Source organism: Streptomyces adelaidensis (assembly GCF_016598475.1).
In the GTDB taxonomy this organism is placed as follows: Bacteria; Actinomycetota; Actinomycetes; order Streptomycetales; family Streptomycetaceae; genus Streptomyces; species Streptomyces adelaidensis.
The window spans coordinates 119445-138748 of record NZ_JAEMUX010000009.1 but is presented as its reverse complement, the minus strand read 5'-3'; the positions used below and the strand labels follow the sequence as shown (position 1 = coordinate 138748).

Below are 19304 nucleotides of genomic sequence, written 5' to 3'. Positions count from 1 at the left end.
GACGCACCGATGAGCCGCACATCCCCCCACAACAACCCCGACACGAGCCCCGACGGGCGTGGGCACGAAGGTGAGTTGAGCCGCCGCGGTCTGCTCCGGACCGCCGGCGGTCTCACCGCCGCCCTCGCCCTGGGCACCGCGACCGCCGCCTCCCTCGCCGCCACGGCGGAGGCGGCCCCGGCCACCTTCACCCACCCCGGCATGCTGCACGCCTACGGCGAACTCAACCGCGCGAAGGTGCGGGTGGCCGCCGGCGAGAACCCCTGGCTGTCCGGCTGGAACCGCCTGACGGCCAACTCCCACTCCGCGAGCACCTGGACGCCCAACCCGCAGGCCACGATCATCCGCGGCGGCACGGGCCAGAACTACGGCATCCTCTACAACGACATCCACGCGGCCTACCAGAACGCGCTGCGCTGGAAGGTCGCCGGCACCACCGCCAACGGCGACGCGGCGGTCCGCATCCTCAACGCCTGGTCGTCGACGCTCACCAGCGTCACCGGCAACGCCGACCGGTTCCTGGCCGCCGGGATCTACGGCTACCAGTTCGCCAACGCCGCCGAACTCATGCGCGGCTACGGCGGCTTCGACCTGGACCGGTTCAAGACGATGATGCTCAACGTCTTCTACCCGCTCAACAACCAGTTCCTGAACAGCCACAACGACGCCTGCATCACCAACTACTGGGCCAACTGGGACCTGTGCAACATGAACTCGATCCTCGCGATCGGGATCCTGTGCGACGACGGCGCCAAGTACGACCAGGCCGTCAACTACTTCAAGACCGGCGCGGGGAACGGCTCCATCACCCACGCCGTCCCCTACCTCCACACCGACTCCGCGGGCTACGCCCTCGGCCAGTGGCAGGAGGCGGGCCGCGACCAGGGGCACGCCGTCATGGGCATCGGCCTGATGGGTGCCTTCTGCGAGACGGCCTGGTCGCAGGGTGACGACCTCTACGGCTACGACAGCAACCGGTTCATGAAGGGCGCCCAGTACGTCGCCAAGTACAACCTGGGCCAGGACGTGCCCTTCACCACCTACACCTGGGGCACCGGCCAGAACTGCGCCCAGCAGACCCACACCGTCGTCTCCTCGGCCAGCCGGGGGCAGCTCCGCCCGGTGTGGGACATCCTCCACTACCACTACGCACGGCGCCGGGGCCTGTCCGTCCCCTACATAACGGCCATGGCCGAGCGGGTCCGCCCCGAGGGCGGCGGCGGTGACTACGGCACGGCCAGCGGCGGCTTCGACCAGCTCGGCTTCGGCACCCTGATGTACGCCAAGTAGCCGCCGTCCCCCGAACGGCCGCCCAGTACACCGAACGGGCGTCAAAGACCCGGTACGAGCGGAATACCCCGGAAGGATGTGGTGCTCTGAGGTGAACGACGGTTCACGTGCCGGCGGACCGGCGAGCGGGAGTGAGGAGCTGGTGGCGGATGACGGCGGACCGGCGGGCCCCCGTGGCGAGGACGCCGTACGGGGACGTACGAGGCACCTACGAGTACGGGGCCGGCCACCCGGACGGGATCGCGGTCTTCCGCGGCATCCCGTACGCGGCCCCGCCCTTCGGCCCTCGCCGGTTCCGGCCGCCGGTCCCGCCCGCGCCCTGGGCGGGTGTGCGTGACGCCGTCGTCTTCGGGCCGACGCCTGCGAAACCGCCGTACTCGGAGGCGTTCGCCCGCTATCTGTCGGACCCCGTCGTGCCGGGGGACGACTGCCTCAACCTCAATGTGTGGACACCGGAGCCGGGCCGCGCGGCCCGGCTGCCGGTCATGGTGTGGATCCACGGCGGGGCACTCACCCGGGGCTCGTCGGCGGTCCCGGTCTACGACGGCAGCCGCTTCGCCCGCGACGGCGTGGTGCTGGTGTCCCTCAACTACCGCCTGGGCGTGGAGGGTTACGGCCTCTTCCCGGACGCCCCGGCCAACCTGGGCCTACGTGACCAACTGGCCGCGCTGGAGTGGGTGCGGGAGTCGATCGCCGGGTTCGGCGGTGACCCGGACCGGGTGACCGTCTTCGGCCAGTCCGCGGGCGCCATCAGCATCGGCGCGCTGCTGGCCGCCCCTCGCGCGCGAGGCCTGTTCCGGCGGGCCGTACTGCAGAGCGGGCCGCCCGAGGCCTTGGACCGGGACAAAGTGCGGCGCATGGTCCGCCGGATGGCGATCAGGCTGAAGATCCCGGCCACCGCGGAGGCCTTCGCCGCCGTGGACCGTTCCATGCTCGTCGAGGCGCAGGCCGAGGCGGGCCGCCTCAGCAGCCCGGTCCTGGGCGGCCCCGCCTTCGGCCTCGTCGTCGACGGCGACCTGCTGCCCACCGACCCCCTCCAGGCCCTGACCGGGCAGGGCGCGGCCCCGGGCGTCGACCTCCTCATGGGCTGGACCCGCGACGAGCACCGCCTCTGGCTCGTCCCCGGCGGCCTCCACGAGCGCGTCGACCGCCTCGGCACGGTCGCCCTGGCCGGTGCCCGCGCCCGCTGCCACTGCGGCCCCGAGCTCCCCCGCGCCTACCGCGACCTCCACCCGGAGAAGGACACCGTCGACCTGGTCGGCCGGCTGGTCACCGACCACCTCCTCCGCGTCCCCCTGCACCGCGTGGCCGACGCCCGCCTCGGCGAAGCCCGGTCCTACGTCTACGAGTTCGCCTGGCCCTCCCGGCTCCCCGCCCTCGGCTCCTGCCACGCCCTCGAACTCGGCTTCGTCTTCGACACCGGGCACACCCCGGCGGCCGCCAAGCTCGCGGGCGAGGACACCCCGGACACCCTCGCCGCCATCCTCCACACCGCCTGGGCCCGCTTCGCCACCGACGGCGACCCCGGCTGGCCCGCCTGGAACACCACCCACCCGGTCCGCGTCTTCGAGGACCCGGACGACGAGCGCATCGCCTACGGCCCCTACGACCCCGAACTGGCCCTCTGGGAGGCCGACGCACGGCGCCCCCGAAGAGCCCAGGGCGCCGGCACCTTCAGCACCACCGGCGGCGGCCCCCTGCCGGCCCTGCGCCGCTTCCGCCGGGCCCCGTAGCACAGGGCCGCACCTCACCCGGCGGACGAGGTCACCAGCGCCCCCACCGAATCCCGCACGACCACGTGCGTCCCCAACAGCAAATGCTCGTCGGACGCCTCCGGCCCCCGTTTGCGCCCCCACTCCAGCGCCGTACGCACGGCGAGCCGCCCCAGCTCCTCGTACGGCACATGCACGGTCGTGAGCGCCGGATGCAGGTCCCGGGCGAAGGGGATGTCGTCGTAGCCGACGAGAGAGATGTCGCCGGGTACGGCCAGCCCCGCCTCGTGCAGCGCGGTGAGCGCGCCCGCCGCCACCATGTCGGTCGCCGCCATCACCGCCGTGAACTCCAGGCCCACCTCCAGCGCCCGCCGCATCGAGCGGTACCCGGAGTCCCGGGTGAAGTCACCGGCCAGCCGTAGCACGGGGTCCGGCTCGACGCCCCGGGCGCGGTGGGCGGCGAGATACCCCCGCTCACGCCCCTGCGCTGTCGTGTGCTCCGGCTTGCCGCCGAGGTAGAGGATCCGCCGGTGCCCCCGGGACAGGACATGCGCGCACAGGGCGTACGCGCCGCCCTCGTTGTCGTACTCGACGACGCTGACCGGCGCGCCGGGATCCAGCGGCGGCCGCCCGCACAGCACGAGCCGGGACCCGGCGGCCGCCAGCGCGTCGGCGACCCGGCCGGTGCGGGCACGGTACTCGGGGGTGTCCGCGCTCCCGCCGACCAGGATGACCGCGGCGGCCCGCTGCGCCCGCATCGTCTCGATGAAGGCCAGCTCGTGCTCGGCGTCACCGTCGGTGCTGCACACCAGACAGAGATGGCCGAGCCGGGTCGCCTCACGCTCCACACCGTGCGCCATCAGCGCGAACGAGGGCCCGGTGATGTCGTCGAGGACGAACCCGAGGGTGGGCGTGCCGACGCCGGCGATCGCCTTGGCGCGGGCGTCGGCGACGTAGTCCAGGTCGCGGACGGCCCGCAGCACCCGGGTGCGGGTCGTCGCGCTCACCGGGTAGACCCCGCCGAGGACCCGCGACACCGTCGCCGCCGAGACGCCGGCGCGGGCGGCCACGTCCCGGATCGTGCTGCGGCCCCCGCCGCCGTCGGCGCTCTTCCTCGTCATACCCGCCTCGCCCCCGCTTCCGCGCAACACCTCAGTAACCGGTTTCCCCCGGAACGGAGGCTAGCAGCGGGGGAGCGGACCGCACCCTGTTCGTCGGCTGTTCGCCGGCCCGGCGTCTCCCGGCCGTCAGCTCAGCGTCTTCGCGATCCCCGCGATCGCCGTCGGCCCCACCCGGCAGCACCCCCCGATCAGCCGGGCGCCGGCCGCCCGCCACCCCGCCACCTGCTCGGTGGTGAACGTGGACTCCCCGGTCCAGGCCCGCGCCGACGCGTCCCACGTCTCCCCGCTGTTCGGGTACACGACGACCGGTTTGCCGGTGACCCGGACGGCCGTCTCGATCGCCCCGTCCACGTCGTCGGGCGAGCAGCAGTTCACGCCCACGGCGACGATCTCCTCGGCGCCGGCGGCCAGGGCGAAGGCCTCCTCCAGCGGCTGCCCGGCGCGGGTGCGGTCGCCGGCGACGGTGTACGACAGCCAGGCGGGCACCCCCAGACCGCGGATCGCCCGCAGCAGCGCCTCGGCCTCGTCGGTGTCCGGGATGGTCTCCAGCGCCAGCACATCGGGGTAGGCGGCGGCCAGCACCTCCAGCCGGGGCCGGTGGAACCGCTCCAGCTCGGCCACGCTCAGCCCGTACCGGCCGCGGTACTCGGAGCCGTCCGCGAACATGGCCCCGTACGGGCCCGCCGAGGCGGCCACCAGCAGCGGACGCCTGCTGCCGTTCGCCTTGGTCTCCATCGCCGCGTCCACGGCCAACTCGACGCTCAGGGCCATGAGTTCGATCGCCTTCTGGCGCCGTATCCGGCGTCTGGCGAAGCCCTCGAAGGTGGCCTGGTAGCTGGCGGTGATCGCCACGTTCGCGCCCGCCTCGAAGTAGGCGAGATGGGCCTCGGTGATCGCCTCCGGCCGCTCCGCGAGCAGCCGCGCCGACCACAGCTCGTCGCTCAGGTCGTGCCCGGCCGATTCGAGCTGGTTGGACATCCCGCCGTCGAGGACGAGGACATCGGCGGCGAGGGCGTCGGCGAAGGGGGTGGAGCGGGGGCCGGGGATGCCGGGGAACGTACCGGGCGGGTTGCTGGTCATGCCGACGACGGTAGTCGAGCCGGGCGGCCGGCCACATCCGATTGTGTCCGGTGAATGAACAGATCGACCACCATGTGGAACGCGGCGCTACGATCACGCTCTCCCCGTCCCCACCCCTCCCCAGCACCCGGGAACCGCCATGACCACCACCAGCACCCCCGAGGCCACCGAGCCCGAGCCGAACCCGGCGTCCGGGCCGGAGGCGACCCCGGCATCCGATGCGGACGCGAAGGCGGCCTCACCGGGCCGCAGGTTCGGCCTGACCGCGGCCACCGCCCTCGTCATGGGCAACATCATCGGCGGCGGCATCTTCACCCTCCCCGCCGCCGTCGCCCCGTACGGCACGGTCAGTCTGCTCGCCTTCGTCGTCCTCTCCGTGGCCGCCGTGCTGCTGGCCCTGCTCTTCGGCCGGCTGGCCAAGCGCAGCCCGGTCACCGGCGGCCTGTACGTGTACCCGCGCGACGCCTTCGGCCCCTTCGCCGGCTTCCTGTCGGCCTGGTCGTACTGGACGATGTGCTGGGTCAGCATCGCCGCGCTCGCCGTCGGTGTCGTCGGCTACGTCGACGTGCTGATACCCCTGGGCGACAGCAAGGCCGTCCTCGCCCTGGTGGCGCTGGCCGCCCTGTGGCTGCCGGCCGCCGCGAACTTCGCGGGCACCCGCTATGTCGGCGCCGTGCAGATCGTGTCGACGGTGCTGAAGTTCGTGCCGCTGCTGCTGGTCGCCACCATCGGCCTGTTCTTCATCGACACCGACAACTACGGCCCCTTCAACGCCTCCGGCGAGAGCGTCCCCGGCGCGGTCGCCGCCGCTGCCGCGCTGCTCCTCTACACCTTCCTGGGTGTCGAGTCGGCCGCCGTCAGCGCCGGCGAGGTCCGCGACCCGGAGCGCAACGTGGGCCGCGCCAGCGTCTTCGGCACGGTCGCCTCCGCGATCGTCTACCTGCTCGGCACGGTCGCCGTCTTCGGCCTGGTCCCGCACGAGGAACTCGTCGAGTCCGGGGCACCCTTCGCCGACGCCGTGAACTCGATGGCCGGCGGCAGCTGGGGCGGCACGGTGATCGCGCTGGTCGCCGTCGCCTCGATCGTCGGCTGCCTGAACGGCTGGGTCCTGCTGAGCGCCCAGATGCCGTACGCCGCCGCCCGCGACGGCCTCTTCCCGAAGCCCTTCGGCCGCGTCGGCAAGGGCGGAGTCCCCGCCTTCGGCGTCCTCGCCACCGCCGTCCTCGGCACGCTCCTCATCGTGGTGAACTACGCGGACGACCCGGACACCGCCTTCCGCGTCCTGGTCCTCATCACCACGTTCACCGGCTGCGTCCCCTACCTGCTCTCCGCCGCCGCCCAGCTCTACTGGCTCGCCCGCGGCACCCGCGAACGCGTCCGCCCCGCCGGCCTGGTCCGCGACCTCATCGTCGCCGCCCTCTCCTTCGCCTTCTCCTTCTGGCTGATCGCCGGCGCCGGCTACGCGGCCGTCTACCAGGGCGTCCTGTTCCTCTTCGCCGGCATCCCGGTGTACGTCTGGCTCCGGGGGCGTCAGGAAGCACCGGAGGCGGAGGCGCCCGAGGCCGAAACCGAGGCGGGAGCCGACGCGGGAGCCGCCGTCTAGTGCTGCGGCAGGCAACGTTTGCCGACGGGGCGAACGTTGCCAACGGGCGGGCGGCCGCTGACCCCCGTACAGCGACCGCCCGCCCTGGTCTCACCTTGCGATACGCCGGTCTCAGCTCGTGGCGGCGTGCCGTCCGCCCCGGCGGCGGTTGTTCTTGCGGCGCCTGCTCACCGGTACCAGCAGGCCGGACAGCATGCCGAGGGCCAGCGCGTACGGCCACCAGCCGAGCCCGCTGTCGGCGGAGGCGCTCGCGTTCTGCGTACGGGGGGCCTCGGCGCCGGTGCCGGTGTCGGAGTCGGTGCCGGTGGCGGCCTTGGCAGCAGGTGACGCGCTCGCCTTCGCCGTGGTCAGGACGACGTCGTTGCCGTCGCCGCCCTTGTAGCTGATCTTGTACCGGGTGTCGGCGAGCTTCACCTTCGCGCCCTCGCGCAGCCCGGTGAACGTACCGGTGTTCTTGCCCTTGCCCTTGTGGTCGATCACGGTGATCTTCTCGGCGGGCCCGCCGACCGCGCCGAGGGCGGCGAAGTCCAGCTCACCGGCCAGCTTCACGGCCCCGCTCACCTTCAGCGGCTTCTCCCGCAGCACCAGTTCGCCCTTGGCGCTCTGGCTGTAGCCGCCGGTGACCGTGAGGCCGGCCACCACCACACCGGCGTTGCTCACCGAGCCCTTCACCGTGCCCTTGCCGGACAGCGACCTGGTCACCTTCAGCCCGGCCGTGCCGACGTCGAGCTTCGCCCCGGCCGTGGTGAGCCGGATCGTGCCGCTGCGTGCGAGAGTCGCCCCGCCGCGGAGCGCCAGCGTGCCCTTGGTGACGGTCGTCTTCCCGGTGTACGTCACCGCGCCGCCGGTCAGCGTCGTCGTGGCCGCGCCCGACTGGGTGAGCGAGCCGCTGCCGCCGACGCGCGACAGGGTCACGGGCTTGGCGACGTTCCGGACGATCAGCGAACCGTTGTTGACCACCTTGTAGAGGTCGCCCTTGGTGTACAGCCCGCCGTCGCCGCCCGACCTGCCGCTGCCCAGCCGCAGCACCGCGCCCTTCTCGACCGTCGTCGAGCCGTTGTAGTACTGGACGGCGGCGAAGGTGACGTCGTTGCCCTTCGTCCCCTTGATGACGATGTCCCCGGCGCCGGGCGCGGCCAGCGTGTCGTGGAACCGGCCGCCGCCGATCGGGGCGCCCAGCGTCACCGGCCCGTTGTAGTCGAAGGTGAGCAGTGAACGGGAGCGGGCGGCGAGGAGGTTGATGTAGACGGTCTCGGCGGTTCCCGGCATGAAGATCTTGTTCGTGGTGCCGTCGCCCCACTGGACGTTCGCACCCTTGATGTTGGTGCCGCGCTTGTTGACGTTCTTGCGTGCGGGCGTCCAGTTCAGGGCGGGGTCGCTGAGCGAGGGATCGGTGTCGCCGCCCTGGTTCGACCAGCTGTACTGGCCGGTGAGGATCACCTTGCTGCCGGGCCGCGACTGGACGTTGATGTCGCTGCCGTACTCGCGCTGGTAGAAGTCCATGCCCTGGGTGACGGTCTGGCCCAGCGGGGTGTCCACGGTCCAGGTGCCCTGGTTGAGGACCTTGCGCGCACTGGGCAGCGAGGTCGCGAACTCCGGGCGTCCGGCGTTCACCCCGGTGCCGTTGTCGATGACTCCGGTGAAGGGGTGGGTCCCCGACAGGTCCCAGGTCGCCCAGAGGAACCGCGGCTGGGTGACCAGGCCGGAGCCGCTGATGGTGCCCAGGTTGTAGGCGACGTTCTTCAACGACAGCCGCAGGGTGCCGTCGACCTTGATGTTGTTCTGGTTGAGCCGGAACGCGGGGGTGCCGTACGGGTAGTGGCCGATCACCCCGGTCGAGCCGCTGTCGCCGTACTGGAGGGTCGCGCCCTTCGCCACGGTCACGGCCGGCGGGTCCGGGTCGGTGACGGTGACGTACGGGTGGTTGCCGCCGAGCGTCTTCACGGTCTGCCGCTGCCGGGACTCCGGCAGGGTGAAGTCGCTGTCCTTGGTGAGGATCAGCGTGCCGGTGCCGCGCACGGTGAGTGTGCCGGTGCCGCCGAACACACCGCCGTACTTGGTCGTTCCGGCCGGCACGGTCACCACCGTGTCGCCGGTGAGCGTGACGTTCCGACCGGCCAGTACGTCGGCGGTCACATCGCGGGGGCCGGCGGCGGTCGCGGTCGGGGCGCCGAGCATCAGGGCGGTGACCGCCAGGGCTCCGGCGGCTGCCGCTGTCTTGTGGGTTTGGCTGCGCACGTCATCGGAGACGGTCCGGGCTCACCCGGATAACAGAAACTTCGCGATGTCCGGGTCCGACGTATGAGTTCGTTCCTGTGAGCTTGTGTTCGTCTCGCCCGACCCGTTGACCTCGACGTAACACACCCTTACCTTTCAGCCGTTCGGAATGACTGATCTTGTGCGAAATGTCGAACGATTCTGTTTTCTTTTGTGTCCCCCCACGTGCAGCCATCTGCAGAGAGGCAGACCGCATGAGCCGCGAGCACGAACTCCCCGATCCCCCGGGCCGCAGGCTGCTCCTGAAGGGCGCCCTGGCCGCGGGCGCCCTCACCGCGATGCCCGCCACCGTCGCCCAGGCGGCGAGCACCCAGGCCGCCGGCTCCCGGGCGGCGTCGTACGTCAACCCGCTGGTCCGCAACCGTGCCGACCCGCACATCAACCGGCACACCGACGGTCACTACTACTTCACGGCGACCTCGCCCGAGTACGACCGGATCATCCTGCGCAGATCCCGCACCCTGCGCGGCCTGTCGGCGGCCGACGAGTCCGTGATCTGGCGCAAGCACGAGACGGGCGTGATGGGCGCGCACATCTGGGCGCCGGAGATCCACCGCATCGACGGCAAGTGGTACATCTACTTCGCCTCCGCGCCCGCCGAGGACATCTGGGCGATCCGGATCTGGGTGCTGGAGAACTCCCACCCCAACCCGTTCAGGGGCACCTGGGTCGAGCGCGGTCAGCTGAAGACCGCCTGGGAGACCTTCTCTCTCGACGCCACCACCTTCACCCACCGCGGCAGCCGCTACCTCGCGTGGGCGCAGCACGAGCCCGGCATGGACAACAACACCGCGGTCTGGCTGTCGAGGATGGCCGACCCGATCACCCTGACGGGACCTCAGGTTCGGCTCACCACACCGGAGTTGGACTGGGAGGTCATCGGCTACAAGGTCAATGAGGGCCCGTCGGTCATCAAGCGCAACGGCCGACTCTTCATGACGTACTCGGCGAGCGCGACCGACTTCAACTACTGCATGGGCCTGCTGACGATCGACGCCGGCGCCGACCTGATGAACCCCGCGAACTGGTCGAAGTCCCCGACGCCGGTGTTCACCAGCAACGACACCACCAAGCAGTACGGGCCGGGCCACAACAGCTTCACCGTCGCCGAGGACGGCCGTACCGACGTCCTCGTCTACCACGCCCGCCAGTACAAGGACATCGTCGGTGACCCACTCAACGACCCCAACCGCCACACCCGCGTCCAGCGCCTCGGCTGGAAGCCCGACGGCACCCCCGACTTCGGCGTCCCCGTCGCCGACACCTCCACCCCGATCACCACTGACACCCGTAAGGAGAGCTGAGATGAGACGTGCGTACGTGATGCTCCTCGCGCTCTGTCTGGCGCTGGCAGGCGCCCTCGTCACCGCCGGCCCGGCCCAGGCGGCCGCGCAGACCGTCCCCAACGGCACCCAGTTCACCGACAGCAGTGGCAACGCCCTGCACGCCCACGGCGGCGGGGTCATCAAGGTCGGCTCGTACTACTACTGGTTCGGCGAGAACCGGAACTCCGACAACACCTTCCGGTACGTGTCGGCCTACCGCTCCACGGACCTGAAGAACTGGGAGTTCCGCAACAACGTCCTGACCGAGGCCACCGACCCCGAGCTGGCCACCGCCAACATCGAGCGGCCGAAGGTCATGTACAACGCGGCCACCGGCAAGTTCGTGATGTGGATGCACAAGGAGAACGGCGTCGACTACAGCGAGGCCCGCGCGGCCGTCGCCGTCTCCGACACCGTCGACGGGAACTACACCTGGCAGGGCAGCTTCCGTCCGCTGGGCACCCACATGTCCCGTGACATCACGGTCTTCGTGGACACCGACGGCACCGGTTACATGATCTCGGCGGCCCGCGAGAACTACGACCTCCAGATCTACCGGCTCACCGCCGACTACACCGGCATAGCCGCCCTCGTCGCCGACCCGTGGCACGGCGGCCACCGCGAGGCCCCGGCCCTGTTCAAGCGCAACGGCGTCTACTTCATGCTCACTTCGGGCGCGACCGGCTGGAACCCCAACCAGCAGCAGTACGCGACCGCCACCAGCATCGCGGGCCCCTGGACCGCCATGGCCAACGTCGGCGACTCCACGACCTTCGGCTCGCAGACCGCGTACGTCCTCCCCTTGCAGGGCACGTCGACCACCTCGTACCTCTACATGGGCGACCGCTGGGGCAACGCCCTCGGCGGCACGGTCAACGACTCCCGCTACGTGTGGCTCCCGCTGACCTTCCCGACCTCCACCACGATGTCCATGTCCTGGTCCCCCGAGGTCACCGTCGACACGGCGACCGGCACGATCAGCGCGACCAGCGCCACCTACAACACGCTGATCGCCCGGCACTCGTCCAAGTGCGCCGATGTCACGAGTCAGTCGCAGTGGGCGGCCACCCAGATCAAGCAGTACACCTGCAACAGCGGCAACAACCAGAAGTACTGGTTCAAGTCCGTGGGCAGCGGCTACTACCAGCTCGTGACCCGGCACAGCTCCCTGTGCGTCCAGGAGAACGCCAACACCGTCACCCAGGAGAACTGCAACTCCTCGGCCACCAACCAGCAGTGGTCCCTGACCACCACCGGTTCCTACGTCAACATCAAGTCCCGCGCGTCCGGCAAATGCCTGGACGTGAACGGCGCGTCCACCGCCGACGGCGCCGCCGTCATCACGTACACGTGCAACAACGGTACGAACCAGCAGTGGACGCGCGGAACCTGACGGTCACTCAATTCATCAGGCCAGCAGGTCGATCGCGTCGATCGAGGTGCCGGCGCTGAGATAGGAGGTCGTCCCCGAACCGCTCACCACGTCGATCCTCAGCACGTTGTACTGACTGGTGTCCGTCAGCCAGGCGGACGCCGGGACGCTGTAGGTACTGTGTCTTCCCGGGGGATAACCCCCGGACCCCCAGCAGAAGAGCAGGTCGGCCGGCGTGACCGGCGCTGACATCGCGAGGCAAACCTGGGTGAAGCTGTGGTTGTCGCCCCGGGAGGACCCGTGTGGCCCTTGTGCGCCCGTGGCAAACCGGCAGCAATGAGCGGCCCTGATCCCTCACCACGAGGGATCAGGGCCGTCTGGCGTCGCAGCGCGGATCAGTTCCGTGGTGTCGGATGGTGACCTGCAGGCTCGATGCCGACGGTCAACCCGGGGCGACCCGTTCGCTGTTCAGTCAGGCGTGGTACGTCGTCCCCCAACGCATCGCGCCGTGTTGGTAGCAGTCGCGCAAGTGTTCCGCGGTCTGGTGCTGGTTGGCTCCGGGGGTGAGGGGTTCGAACAGGACCAGGACGCGGATTGGTCCGCCATTTGCGGCCACGTCGAGCCACGACCGCGCCGCGGGTACGCGTAGGCGGTACTCGTCGTCGCCGTAGTTGAGCCACGGCATACCGCGCCGTATGCGGACGCGGTGACCGATGTGCGGCGGTTCGTTGTCGTGTGGACCGAGGTGCATCGCGGCGGCGAAGGACCGCATGCTCTCGCGGATGCTCTCGTCAGTCTCGTGTGCCAGGCGGGGCGGAGCGTGGAACGCGAGCAGGTTGGCCACGGTGAACGCGTCGGTTTGGTGGATGCCGGTTGCGAGACGGATCCCGGCGACGAATCCGGCGCCGGGGGGCGCCGGGGTGATGGGTATGGTCATGACGCCTTGACCTCCGCCCACACGGCTTTGCCGAGTGGGATGTCTTTGACTCCCCACCCTGCGCCGTGGGGGCCGCACAGGGCGTCGAGGATGATCAAGCCCCGGCCGCGATCCCGTTCGTCCGACTTGGGGAGGGAGCGGGGACGGCGGCGAACGGGGTCGTGTACCTCGATGCGCGTCCGGACGTCGTCGGCGTGAATCTCCACCCGAAGGGAGTCGCCGGGTTCGGTGCCGTACCGGATGGCATTGGTGACCATCTCTGAGGCGGCCAGGATGGCGTTCTCGACGTGGTCCTCGGACGCCCCCGGAACGTGGTACGCGATGAACTCACGTACGAACTCGCGGGCATGTCTGGCGGATTGAGGCACGCCATGCAGTAACAGAATGGAAGGCGGGCCGACGGTTGGTGTGCAGCGGGCGGGCACGGTGGCCCGTCGTTCGATCATGCACGTCCCCTCACGGGTAAGCGCCGCAGCGCACACTGCCTCTCTCGGCATGCCTGCGGCCGCATTCGCATTTCAGCACGACCAGATTGCTCCCCCAACTCTCTTCAGCGCAAGCCATGTCGTCATTGCATAGAAAATTGCACACGATAGTGGGATGGGGTGTGGAGCGATGAGTGGGCAGGTGACAGCGAATGTGGGGCACGGCAGACTGTTGCGTGGATCGTCGAAGGGGAGGGAACGAACGTGAGTGCGCCTACAGTGCGCCGCCGACGCCTCGGTGCCAAGCTGAAGGCACTTCGGGGTGAACTCACCCTCGAAGAGGTCGCGGAGAAGTCCGAAGGGCGGTTCGTCTCCTCGAAGTTGTCGAGGATCGAGACGGCCAAGAGCCCGGCCAAAGAGAAGGACGTCGATGCTCTGCTCGATCTGTACATCGAGCTGGGCCGGGAGGTGAGCGACGAACTACGGGCCGCGCTGCTCACCCTCACCAAAGAGGGTGCGCAGCGTGGTTGGTGGCACTCGTATCGGGGCGTCCTCAACCCTGTGTACGAGGATCTGATCAGTCTTGAGGCCGAGGCCGAATCGGTCTCGTCGTGGCAACTAGGGGCGATTCCCGGCCTGTTGCACACAGCTGAGTACGCCCGCGAGATCATCCGGGCCACGGCGATGTCTGAGGCGGTTGAGGCGCGGGTCGATGCCTTGGTCGAGGTGCGCCTCGCTCGTCAGGCAGTGCTCACCCGCGAGGACCCACTCACGCTGTGGGCGATCATCGCCGAGGGCGCCCTACGGTCGTCATCGAAGACTGAGGGCCTGATGAACGAGCAGTTGGGCCGGTTGCTCACCATGGCGAAACGTCCGAACGTCAACATTCAGGTGCTCCCCTCGGACGCACCCCTTCACGTCGGCCAGTTGGGCAGCTTCACGATTCTGGGTTTCGGCCCGCATGCTGACCTCGACGTCGTCCATACCGAGGGGTTGGCCTCGGCGCTGTACGTCGAGGACGGCAACGGGGTCGCCGCTCACCGGGACGCCTGGCAACGGCTGACATCTGCCGCGCTCTCGGTCGAGGAGTCGGCGGAACTGGTCACGACAATAAGGAAGACCGCATGAACTCTGTTGGCGACGCGTCCGCCCTCCCCGTGACGTGGTGGAAGTCCTCGTACAGTGACACGGGGGCGCAGTGCGTCGAGTGCGGCATCGTCGATGCCGAGACGGTGGCTGTACGGGACAGCAAGAGGCCGCACGGACCGGCGCTGTTGGTGAACCGTGGGCAGCTTTCCGCGTTCGTCTCCACTGCGGCTGAGGGTCGATTCGGCGGTCTTGAGTAGGGGAACTCTGCAACGACGGCTCGCCCCGCGGCATTCGGGGGCGAGCCGCCGTCGTGCGGCCCGCCGGAGCGGCCGGCCCGAATCCCGAGAAGCCGCACGGGACTGATCGTCCTCGCTGACAGCGTCATCTCCTCGGCCAGCACCGGCTCAAACCGCACTGTCTGCACCGATCTTCCCGTTGAAGAACCGGCTGAGACTACGTCCTGGCGATCTCTTGCCGGAGCTGGTGGGTGAAGCGGCGGAGCAGATCCTCCGTTTCCCTGTGCTCAGTCCTGCGATCGTCCCTGCCCTCGCTGGGCAGGGAGCTCCAGACCCGACGCGCGAGAGCGTCGGCGAGATCGACGGTGTCGTCGGCGCACAGTAGGTAGAGGGCTGACCGGGCTTCCTGCATCCGGCCCGCGAGTTCGTTGGCCCCGGCACCGTCGTCACTCAGCCGTGTTTCCCGAAGGTAGTCGATGAGCTGGACCACGGCGGTGTTGAAGCCGACCCCGGCTTTCAACTTCTGTTCGCGCAGCCACATGCGGTCCTGCCGGCGCGCAGTGAACCAAGACCCGAACACGGCCCCTATGAGGCCGAAACCAGCCCCGATGGCCACAGACAGGATGTTCACCACGCCAGCTCCCCCCGACACACAGCTGGCAGCAGGCTACAGAAGCCATCGCACCCAGCTCGATGGGTGTCCGTTCGAATCTGAGCCAAGCGAATCCACCACCGGGGGACTTCAAAGACAGGTACATATCTGTGAAAAAACTTCACACCGGCCCCGCGGCCGACGTCCCGTCAGCCGCCCACCAGGGCTGACGGACGCTTAGTGGTCGGCTCTCGAAGTCCTTCGGGGGTTGACGCTGAGGCAGCTCCCGTGCCAAGTGGTGGCGCGGAACCCGGCCGAAGGGCGAGTTGACCTTCAAGTTGGATGAACGTCGACAATCGGGGCCATGGACGGCACCACGGAACTACTGAGCATCAGCGCCTTCGCGCGGCGGGTCGGTCTCGCTCCGAGCGCCCTGCGTTTCTACGACGACTGCCGCGTTCTGCGGCCGGCGTGGGTTGATGGGGCGACGGGATACCGCTTCTACAGTCCTGCGCAGGAGGCCCGTGCCGCCCTCCTGCGCAGTCTGCGAGAAGCGGGACTGCCACTGGCTGAGGTCACCGTGGTGCTCGACGGGCCCGAGCGCGAGGGCCGAGAGGTGCTGGAACGGCACTTGGAGAGGATGCGGGACCAGACGCAAACGGCCGAGGCCGCCATCGCCGTGGTTCTACGTTCCCTCTCGACTGCCGGCAGCATGACGGAAGCGCGGATCGGCGGCGTGGAGTTGGCCAGTGCGGTACGCCAGGTGGTGCCGGCCGCGGCCTCCGACGTGGAACTCCCTGCGCTGGGTTGCGTCCTCATCGAGATCGATGACGGCGAGGTGCGTCTGGTGGCTACCGATCGCTATCGCCTGTCGATGCGCGTTCTGAGGCCGGCGGCACTCGACGGAGGGCCCTGCCGCCTGCTGGTGCACGCGGCTGACCTGATCGAGTTCGGGCAATGGGCGGCGCGAGTCCACGAGGTCACCATCCAGGTCGGACCGGACGGCGCCCGCGCACGCAGTACGGCAGAGTGCCGTGTCCTGGTGACGACCGATGACCTGTTCCCTGCCTACCGCGAGATGCTCTCGGCTCTGGCCCCGCCGGAATACCGCGTGATCGTGGATCGCCTGGCTCTGCGTGACGCGGTCAACAGCCACGCAGACGCTGCACGCATCGCTCTGAGTTTCGCGGACGACGAGCTGGTCGTCTCGCTTGCCGATCACTCCGACGCCGTCACCCTGCCGGCGGTCTGCCATGGAGACCTGCCCCAGCGGATCGGTTTCGACCCCGCCGTCCTGGGCCCCGCGCTGGAGGCCAGTGTCGGGCCCGACGTTCTGTTGGAGATTTCCGCCGTAGATCGGCCTGTCGTGGTGCGTTCCGCAGACCAGGGCAGCTTCACCACGCTGATCATGCCCGTCGCCCTCGACACCTCCAGCTGACTCTTCCTCAACATCGCACTCTCATCACCTCAGGAGAACCGTGACCGACCCCGAGAACATCGTCGTGCAGCTGTGCGCGCAGGGTATGCAGGCCGAGACCGAAGGACGAGATGCCCGAGCACGGGACCTGTTCCTTCAAGCCTGGGAAGCGGCCGAGGACGACTACGACGCCTGCATCGCCGCGCACTACCTCGCCCGGCACCAGCCGACCCCGCAGGAGACTCTGCGGTGGAACCAGGAGTGCCTGACCCGGGCCGACAAGGTCGGCGACGATCGTGTCCGCGGCTTCTACGCCTCACTTCACGGCAACATGGCCCGGGCCCACCGGGACCTCGGCCAGATCGAACAGGCCCGCGAACACTTCGAGTCCGCCGCCACGCACATCGACGACGTCCCAGCCGGCCCCCACCAGCAATGGCTCCGCTACCGTATCGCCGCAGGACTGCGTGCCACCGCCCGGCCCGCACCACAGCAGCACGAAGACCCTGTCGGTGAACTCCTCACCACGCTCTGCGCACGCACGGACCTCGAAGCCCTGAGTCTGCTGTTGCCCCCGTACATGGGCAGCCTCGGCACATCCGAGGACGAGGAACGCGTCACCACCGCCCTGCGCATGCTCCATGCCGAGCGTCGCCTTCCCGACGAAGAGCAGGCAGCCCTCAGCCACGCGATCAAGGTCCGGTCCGCCGCGTGAGCGCCCCCGATCCTCGGTGACACGCGAGACACGAGCGTAGGCCACCGGCCGCCTTCCTGGGCGCCGACGAACCTTCAACGATCACGATGGCCGTCACTACCTCTCTTCCTTCCGCCTCCTTGTAGATCCAACGAGGTGGAAGGAAGAGCGGGGGCAGTCGAAATCATTCAGGCTTATCAGCCTGCCGCAGGATCCGGGGGACAGGTACGTGGCCATACGCGCTGCCGTGGCGGTGGTGCTGACCGCCGCCGAGCGCCACCGGCTGAAGAAGATGGCTTACGGGCACAAGACTCCACACCAAGCCCGGCAGCGTGCCGCAGTCGTCCTCCTTGCGGCACGTGGCCGGAGTAATGCCAGGATCGCCGCCGAGACCCACCTGCACGTGGACACGGTCCGGACCTGGCGCGGCCGGTTCGCCTACGGCGGGCTGCCGGCCCTGGCTGACCGCAAGCGCTCCGGGCGCCCCGCCCGTTTCACCCCCGTGCAGGTCGCCGAGGCCAAAGCGTTGGCCTGCCAGTTACCCGCCGAGACCGGCGTGCCGCTGGCGCGCTGGTCGTGCCCGGAGTTGGCTGCCGAGCTGACCGCGCGCGGGATCACCGAGACCGTCTCCGCGTCCACGGTGCGCCGCTGGTTGCGCGAGGACGCGCTCAAGCCCTGGCAGTACCGGTCCTGGATCTTCATCCGCGACCCGGACTTCCGCGTCAAGACCCAGCGTGTTCTGGACCTGTACGCCCGCACGTTCGAGGGTGTCCCGCTCGGCGCGGACGAGTACGTCATCAGCGCGGACGAGAAGACCTCCATCCAGGCCCGCTGCCGCTGTCACCCCACCCTCGCCCCCGGCCAGGCCCGGGCTATGCGCGTCAACCACACCTACGGCCGCGGCGGCGCCCTGGCCTACCTCGCCGCCTACGACGTCCACCACGCGAAAGTGTTCGGCCGCACCGAACCCAAGACCGGCATCGACCCGTTCATGAACCTGGTCGCCCAGGTCATGACCCAGGAGCCGTACGCCAGCGCGGAACGCGTGTTCTGGATCGTCGACAACGGCTCCTCCCACCGCGGCAAGAAGGCTGCCGACCGGCTGACCAGTGCGTTCCCGAACGCGGTCATGGTCCACACCCCGGTCCACGCCTCGTGGTTGAACCAAGTGGAGATCTACTTCTCCGTCGTCCAGCGCAAGGTCGTCTCGCCCAACGACTTCACCGACCTCGCCCAGGTCGGGGACCGGCTCCGAGCCTTCGAAGACCGCTACAACGCCACGGCACAGCCGTTCCAGTGGAAGTTCACCACCTCCGACCTGGACGATCTGCTGGCCAGACTCGACCGGCACACCGCCGATCACCCAGAAGAATCCTCCGCCACCCCGGAAGCATGATCAACCCCCGAAGGACTTACGGCGCAGACCACTTAGCGCACGATCTGACACGGATGTTCCTCAGCCCTCGTGAGTCCCGTGAGTTCACGCAAACTGAAGGGTTCTCGGTGGGAACTCAAGGGTCCGTCGTCGTGTTCTGCGGAGTTGCTTCCGTGGGTTCGAGGCCAACTCGCGACCTTGCCGTTCCTGGTCCCCTGGACGGGCAAGACGCCGAGCGGGTTAGCCAAGAGGGCGGCGGTAGCGCAACTTGTTGAGAGAAGCCCCACCGGTGGTGTCTTCAACGGCTGCGCCGTCTGCGCGCCAGCCGGCAGCTTCGTAGAAGCGCCGGGCGCGACGATTGTCTTCCAGGACCCACAAGGTGGCTTGCGTGTACTCGGCCTGTCGGAGAGTCGTCAACGTGGCCAGCATCAAGTGCTTCCCGATCCCAGTGCCCCAGACCTCGGGCATCGCGTAAAGCGTGCCGATTTCCGCGACGGCAGGGGTCTCCTGAGACGGGCCGAAACCTGCGAATCCGACGATCCCCGCCTCGGTTTCGGCTACCAGTACTCCCGACAACGGCCATCGTGTCTCCGCGATGCGTGTCTTCCACTCGGACTCTTCGCGGCTTGGGTCCATGGCGTCGAGGTAGTGCTGGGGGACAAGACCGGCAAAGGCCGCCTGCCAGGAGCGCACGTAAACACCGGCTACCGCTGATGCGTCATCAGGCCATGCCTGTCGAGTCTGCATGGCCGTCATTCT

Annotated in this window: 18 protein-coding genes; 10 read left to right on the top strand and 8 right to left on the bottom strand. The window is 69.3% G+C overall.

Translation table 11 applies throughout. The annotated features are described in order from the left end of the window. Nucleotides 1–9: 9 nt before the first annotated feature. Both I8N67_RS07620 and I8N67_RS07615 read left to right on the top strand, forming a co-directional pair. Nucleotides 10–1290, top strand: coding sequence for an alginate lyase family protein (locus I8N67_RS07620; protein ID WP_200301814.1), 1281 nt, complete (start codon nucleotides 10–12; stop codon nucleotides 1288–1290). Between the two features lie 149 nt (nucleotides 1291–1439). After that, nucleotides 1440–3023 carry a carboxylesterase/lipase family protein gene (locus tag I8N67_RS07615; RefSeq protein ID WP_200301813.1) on the top strand — a complete coding sequence of 528 codons (1584 nt, stop codon included), beginning with the start codon at nucleotides 1440–1442 and terminating at the stop codon, nucleotides 3021–3023. Nucleotides 3024–3037: 14 nt separating this feature from the next. On the opposite strand, the gene I8N67_RS07610 is transcribed toward I8N67_RS07615, so the two are convergent. Together I8N67_RS07610 and mmuM are read right to left on the bottom strand one after the other, a co-directional pair. Continuing rightward, complete coding sequence (locus I8N67_RS07610; protein ID WP_200301812.1) at nucleotides 3038–4123, bottom strand: LacI family DNA-binding transcriptional regulator; 1086 nt, start codon at nucleotides 4121–4123, stop codon at nucleotides 3038–3040. Between the two features lie 126 nt (nucleotides 4124–4249). Beyond that, nucleotides 4250–5203, bottom strand: a complete 954-nt coding sequence (gene mmuM, locus I8N67_RS07605) for a homocysteine S-methyltransferase (protein WP_200301811.1) — start codon at nucleotides 5201–5203, stop codon at nucleotides 4250–4252. 139 nt (nucleotides 5204–5342) lie between these two features. Here mmuM and I8N67_RS07600 point away from each other — a divergent pair, with 139 nt between their 5' ends. Further along, nucleotides 5343–6806 (top strand): amino acid permease, encoded by a 1464-nt coding sequence (locus tag I8N67_RS07600; protein ID WP_200301810.1) that lies wholly within the window; start codon nucleotides 5343–5345, stop codon nucleotides 6804–6806. 111 nt (nucleotides 6807–6917) lie between these two features. Here I8N67_RS07600 and I8N67_RS07595 read toward each other — a convergent pair whose 3' ends face one another. Next, on the bottom strand, nucleotides 6918–9044 hold the full coding sequence (locus I8N67_RS07595) for an autotransporter (RefSeq protein WP_200301809.1): 2127 nt from the start codon (nucleotides 9042–9044) through the stop codon (nucleotides 6918–6920). 233 nt (nucleotides 9045–9277) lie between these two features. On the opposite strand from I8N67_RS07595, the gene I8N67_RS07590 reads away from it, so the two are divergent. Next, nucleotides 9278–10387 (top strand): glycoside hydrolase family 43 protein, encoded by a 1110-nt coding sequence (locus I8N67_RS07590; RefSeq protein WP_200301808.1) that lies wholly within the window; start codon nucleotides 9278–9280, stop codon nucleotides 10385–10387. A gap of 1 nt (nucleotide 10388) precedes the next feature. Continuing rightward, a complete protein-coding gene (locus I8N67_RS07585) occupies nucleotides 10389–11801 on the top strand; it encodes an RICIN domain-containing protein (protein ID WP_200301807.1) in 1413 nt (470 codons plus the stop codon). Nucleotides 11802–11816: 15 nt separating this feature from the next. Here I8N67_RS07585 and I8N67_RS07580 read toward each other — a convergent pair whose 3' ends face one another. From I8N67_RS07580 to I8N67_RS07570, 3 genes are all read right to left on the bottom strand, one after another. Continuing rightward, the gene (locus tag I8N67_RS07580) at nucleotides 11817–12032 is read right to left on the bottom strand and encodes a hypothetical protein (RefSeq protein WP_200301852.1); all 216 of its coding nucleotides are present in this window, start codon (nucleotides 12030–12032) and stop codon (nucleotides 11817–11819) included. 220 nt (nucleotides 12033–12252) lie between these two features. Further along, nucleotides 12253–12717 (bottom strand): hypothetical protein, encoded by a 465-nt coding sequence (locus I8N67_RS07575; RefSeq protein ID WP_200301806.1) that lies wholly within the window; start codon nucleotides 12715–12717, stop codon nucleotides 12253–12255. Further along, complete coding sequence (locus I8N67_RS07570) at nucleotides 12714–13163, bottom strand: ATP-binding protein (RefSeq protein WP_200301805.1); 450 nt, start codon at nucleotides 13161–13163, stop codon at nucleotides 12714–12716. The genes I8N67_RS07575 and I8N67_RS07570 overlap by 4 nt, the downstream gene beginning before the upstream one ends. A gap of 243 nt (nucleotides 13164–13406) precedes the next feature. Between I8N67_RS07570 and I8N67_RS07565 the strand changes: the two genes are divergently transcribed. Both I8N67_RS07565 and I8N67_RS07560 read left to right on the top strand, forming a co-directional pair. After that, nucleotides 13407–14270 carry a DUF5753 domain-containing protein gene (locus I8N67_RS07565; RefSeq protein ID WP_200301804.1) on the top strand — a complete coding sequence of 288 codons (864 nt, stop codon included), beginning with the start codon at nucleotides 13407–13409 and terminating at the stop codon, nucleotides 14268–14270. Then, complete coding sequence (locus tag I8N67_RS07560) at nucleotides 14267–14488, top strand: DUF397 domain-containing protein (protein ID WP_200301803.1); 222 nt, start codon at nucleotides 14267–14269, stop codon at nucleotides 14486–14488. Before I8N67_RS07565 ends, I8N67_RS07560 begins: the two co-directional genes overlap by 4 nt. Before the next feature lie 196 nt (nucleotides 14489–14684). On the opposite strand, the gene I8N67_RS07555 is transcribed toward I8N67_RS07560, so the two are convergent. Beyond that, the gene (locus I8N67_RS07555; protein WP_200301802.1) at nucleotides 14685–15101 is read right to left on the bottom strand and encodes a hypothetical protein; all 417 of its coding nucleotides are present in this window, start codon (nucleotides 15099–15101) and stop codon (nucleotides 14685–14687) included. 322 nt (nucleotides 15102–15423) lie between these two features. Between I8N67_RS07555 and I8N67_RS07550 the strand changes: the two genes are divergently transcribed. The 3 genes from I8N67_RS07550 to I8N67_RS07540 all read left to right on the top strand — a co-directional run bounded on the left by I8N67_RS07550 (nucleotide 15424) and on the right by I8N67_RS07540 (nucleotide 18566). Then, nucleotides 15424–16497, top strand: a complete 1074-nt coding sequence (locus tag I8N67_RS07550) for a DNA polymerase III subunit beta family protein (RefSeq protein WP_200301801.1) — start codon at nucleotides 15424–15426, stop codon at nucleotides 16495–16497. A gap of 40 nt (nucleotides 16498–16537) precedes the next feature. Beyond that, complete coding sequence (locus I8N67_RS07545) at nucleotides 16538–17191, top strand: hypothetical protein (protein WP_307835174.1); 654 nt, start codon at nucleotides 16538–16540, stop codon at nucleotides 17189–17191. 208 nt (nucleotides 17192–17399) lie between these two features. Further along, nucleotides 17400–18566 (top strand): IS630 family transposase, encoded by a 1167-nt coding sequence (locus I8N67_RS07540; protein WP_307835173.1) that lies wholly within the window; start codon nucleotides 17400–17402, stop codon nucleotides 18564–18566. Between the two features lie 219 nt (nucleotides 18567–18785). Here I8N67_RS07540 and I8N67_RS07535 read toward each other — a convergent pair whose 3' ends face one another. Further along, nucleotides 18786–19301: a GNAT family N-acetyltransferase gene (locus tag I8N67_RS07535; protein ID WP_234045264.1), complete on the bottom strand. Its 516-nt coding sequence runs from the start codon at nucleotides 19299–19301 to the stop codon at nucleotides 18786–18788. Nucleotides 19302–19304 lie beyond the last annotated feature (3 nt).

Coding starts and splice junctions, on each gene's coding strand:
- I8N67_RS07600 (WP_200301810.1), top strand. CDS start 5,343: ATGACCACCACCAGCACCCCCGAGGCCACCGAGCCCGAGCCGAACCCG.
- I8N67_RS07575 (WP_200301806.1), bottom strand. CDS start 12,717: ATGACCATACCCATCACCCCGGCGCCCCCCGGCGCCGGATTCGTCGCC.
- I8N67_RS07610 (WP_200301812.1), bottom strand. CDS start 4,123: ATGACGAGGAAGAGCGCCGACGGCGGCGGGGGCCGCAGCACGATCCGG.
- I8N67_RS07535 (WP_234045264.1), bottom strand. CDS start 19,301: ATGACGGCCATGCAGACTCGACAGGCATGGCCTGATGACGCATCAGCG.
- I8N67_RS07570 (WP_200301805.1), bottom strand. CDS start 13,163: ATGATCGAACGACGGGCCACCGTGCCCGCCCGCTGCACACCAACCGTC.
- I8N67_RS07615 (WP_200301813.1), top strand. CDS start 1,440: ATGACGGCGGACCGGCGGGCCCCCGTGGCGAGGACGCCGTACGGGGAC.
- I8N67_RS07590 (WP_200301808.1), top strand. CDS start 9,278: ATGAGCCGCGAGCACGAACTCCCCGATCCCCCGGGCCGCAGGCTGCTC.
- mmuM (WP_200301811.1), bottom strand. CDS start 5,203: ATGACCAGCAACCCGCCCGGTACGTTCCCCGGCATCCCCGGCCCCCGC.
- I8N67_RS07560 (WP_200301803.1), top strand. CDS start 14,267: ATGAACTCTGTTGGCGACGCGTCCGCCCTCCCCGTGACGTGGTGGAAG.
- I8N67_RS07550 (WP_200301801.1), top strand. CDS start 15,424: ATGGACGGCACCACGGAACTACTGAGCATCAGCGCCTTCGCGCGGCGG.
- I8N67_RS07580 (WP_200301852.1), bottom strand. CDS start 12,032: ATGTCAGCGCCGGTCACGCCGGCCGACCTGCTCTTCTGCTGGGGGTCC.
- I8N67_RS07585 (WP_200301807.1), top strand. CDS start 10,389: ATGAGACGTGCGTACGTGATGCTCCTCGCGCTCTGTCTGGCGCTGGCA.
- I8N67_RS07620 (WP_200301814.1), top strand. CDS start 10: ATGAGCCGCACATCCCCCCACAACAACCCCGACACGAGCCCCGACGGG.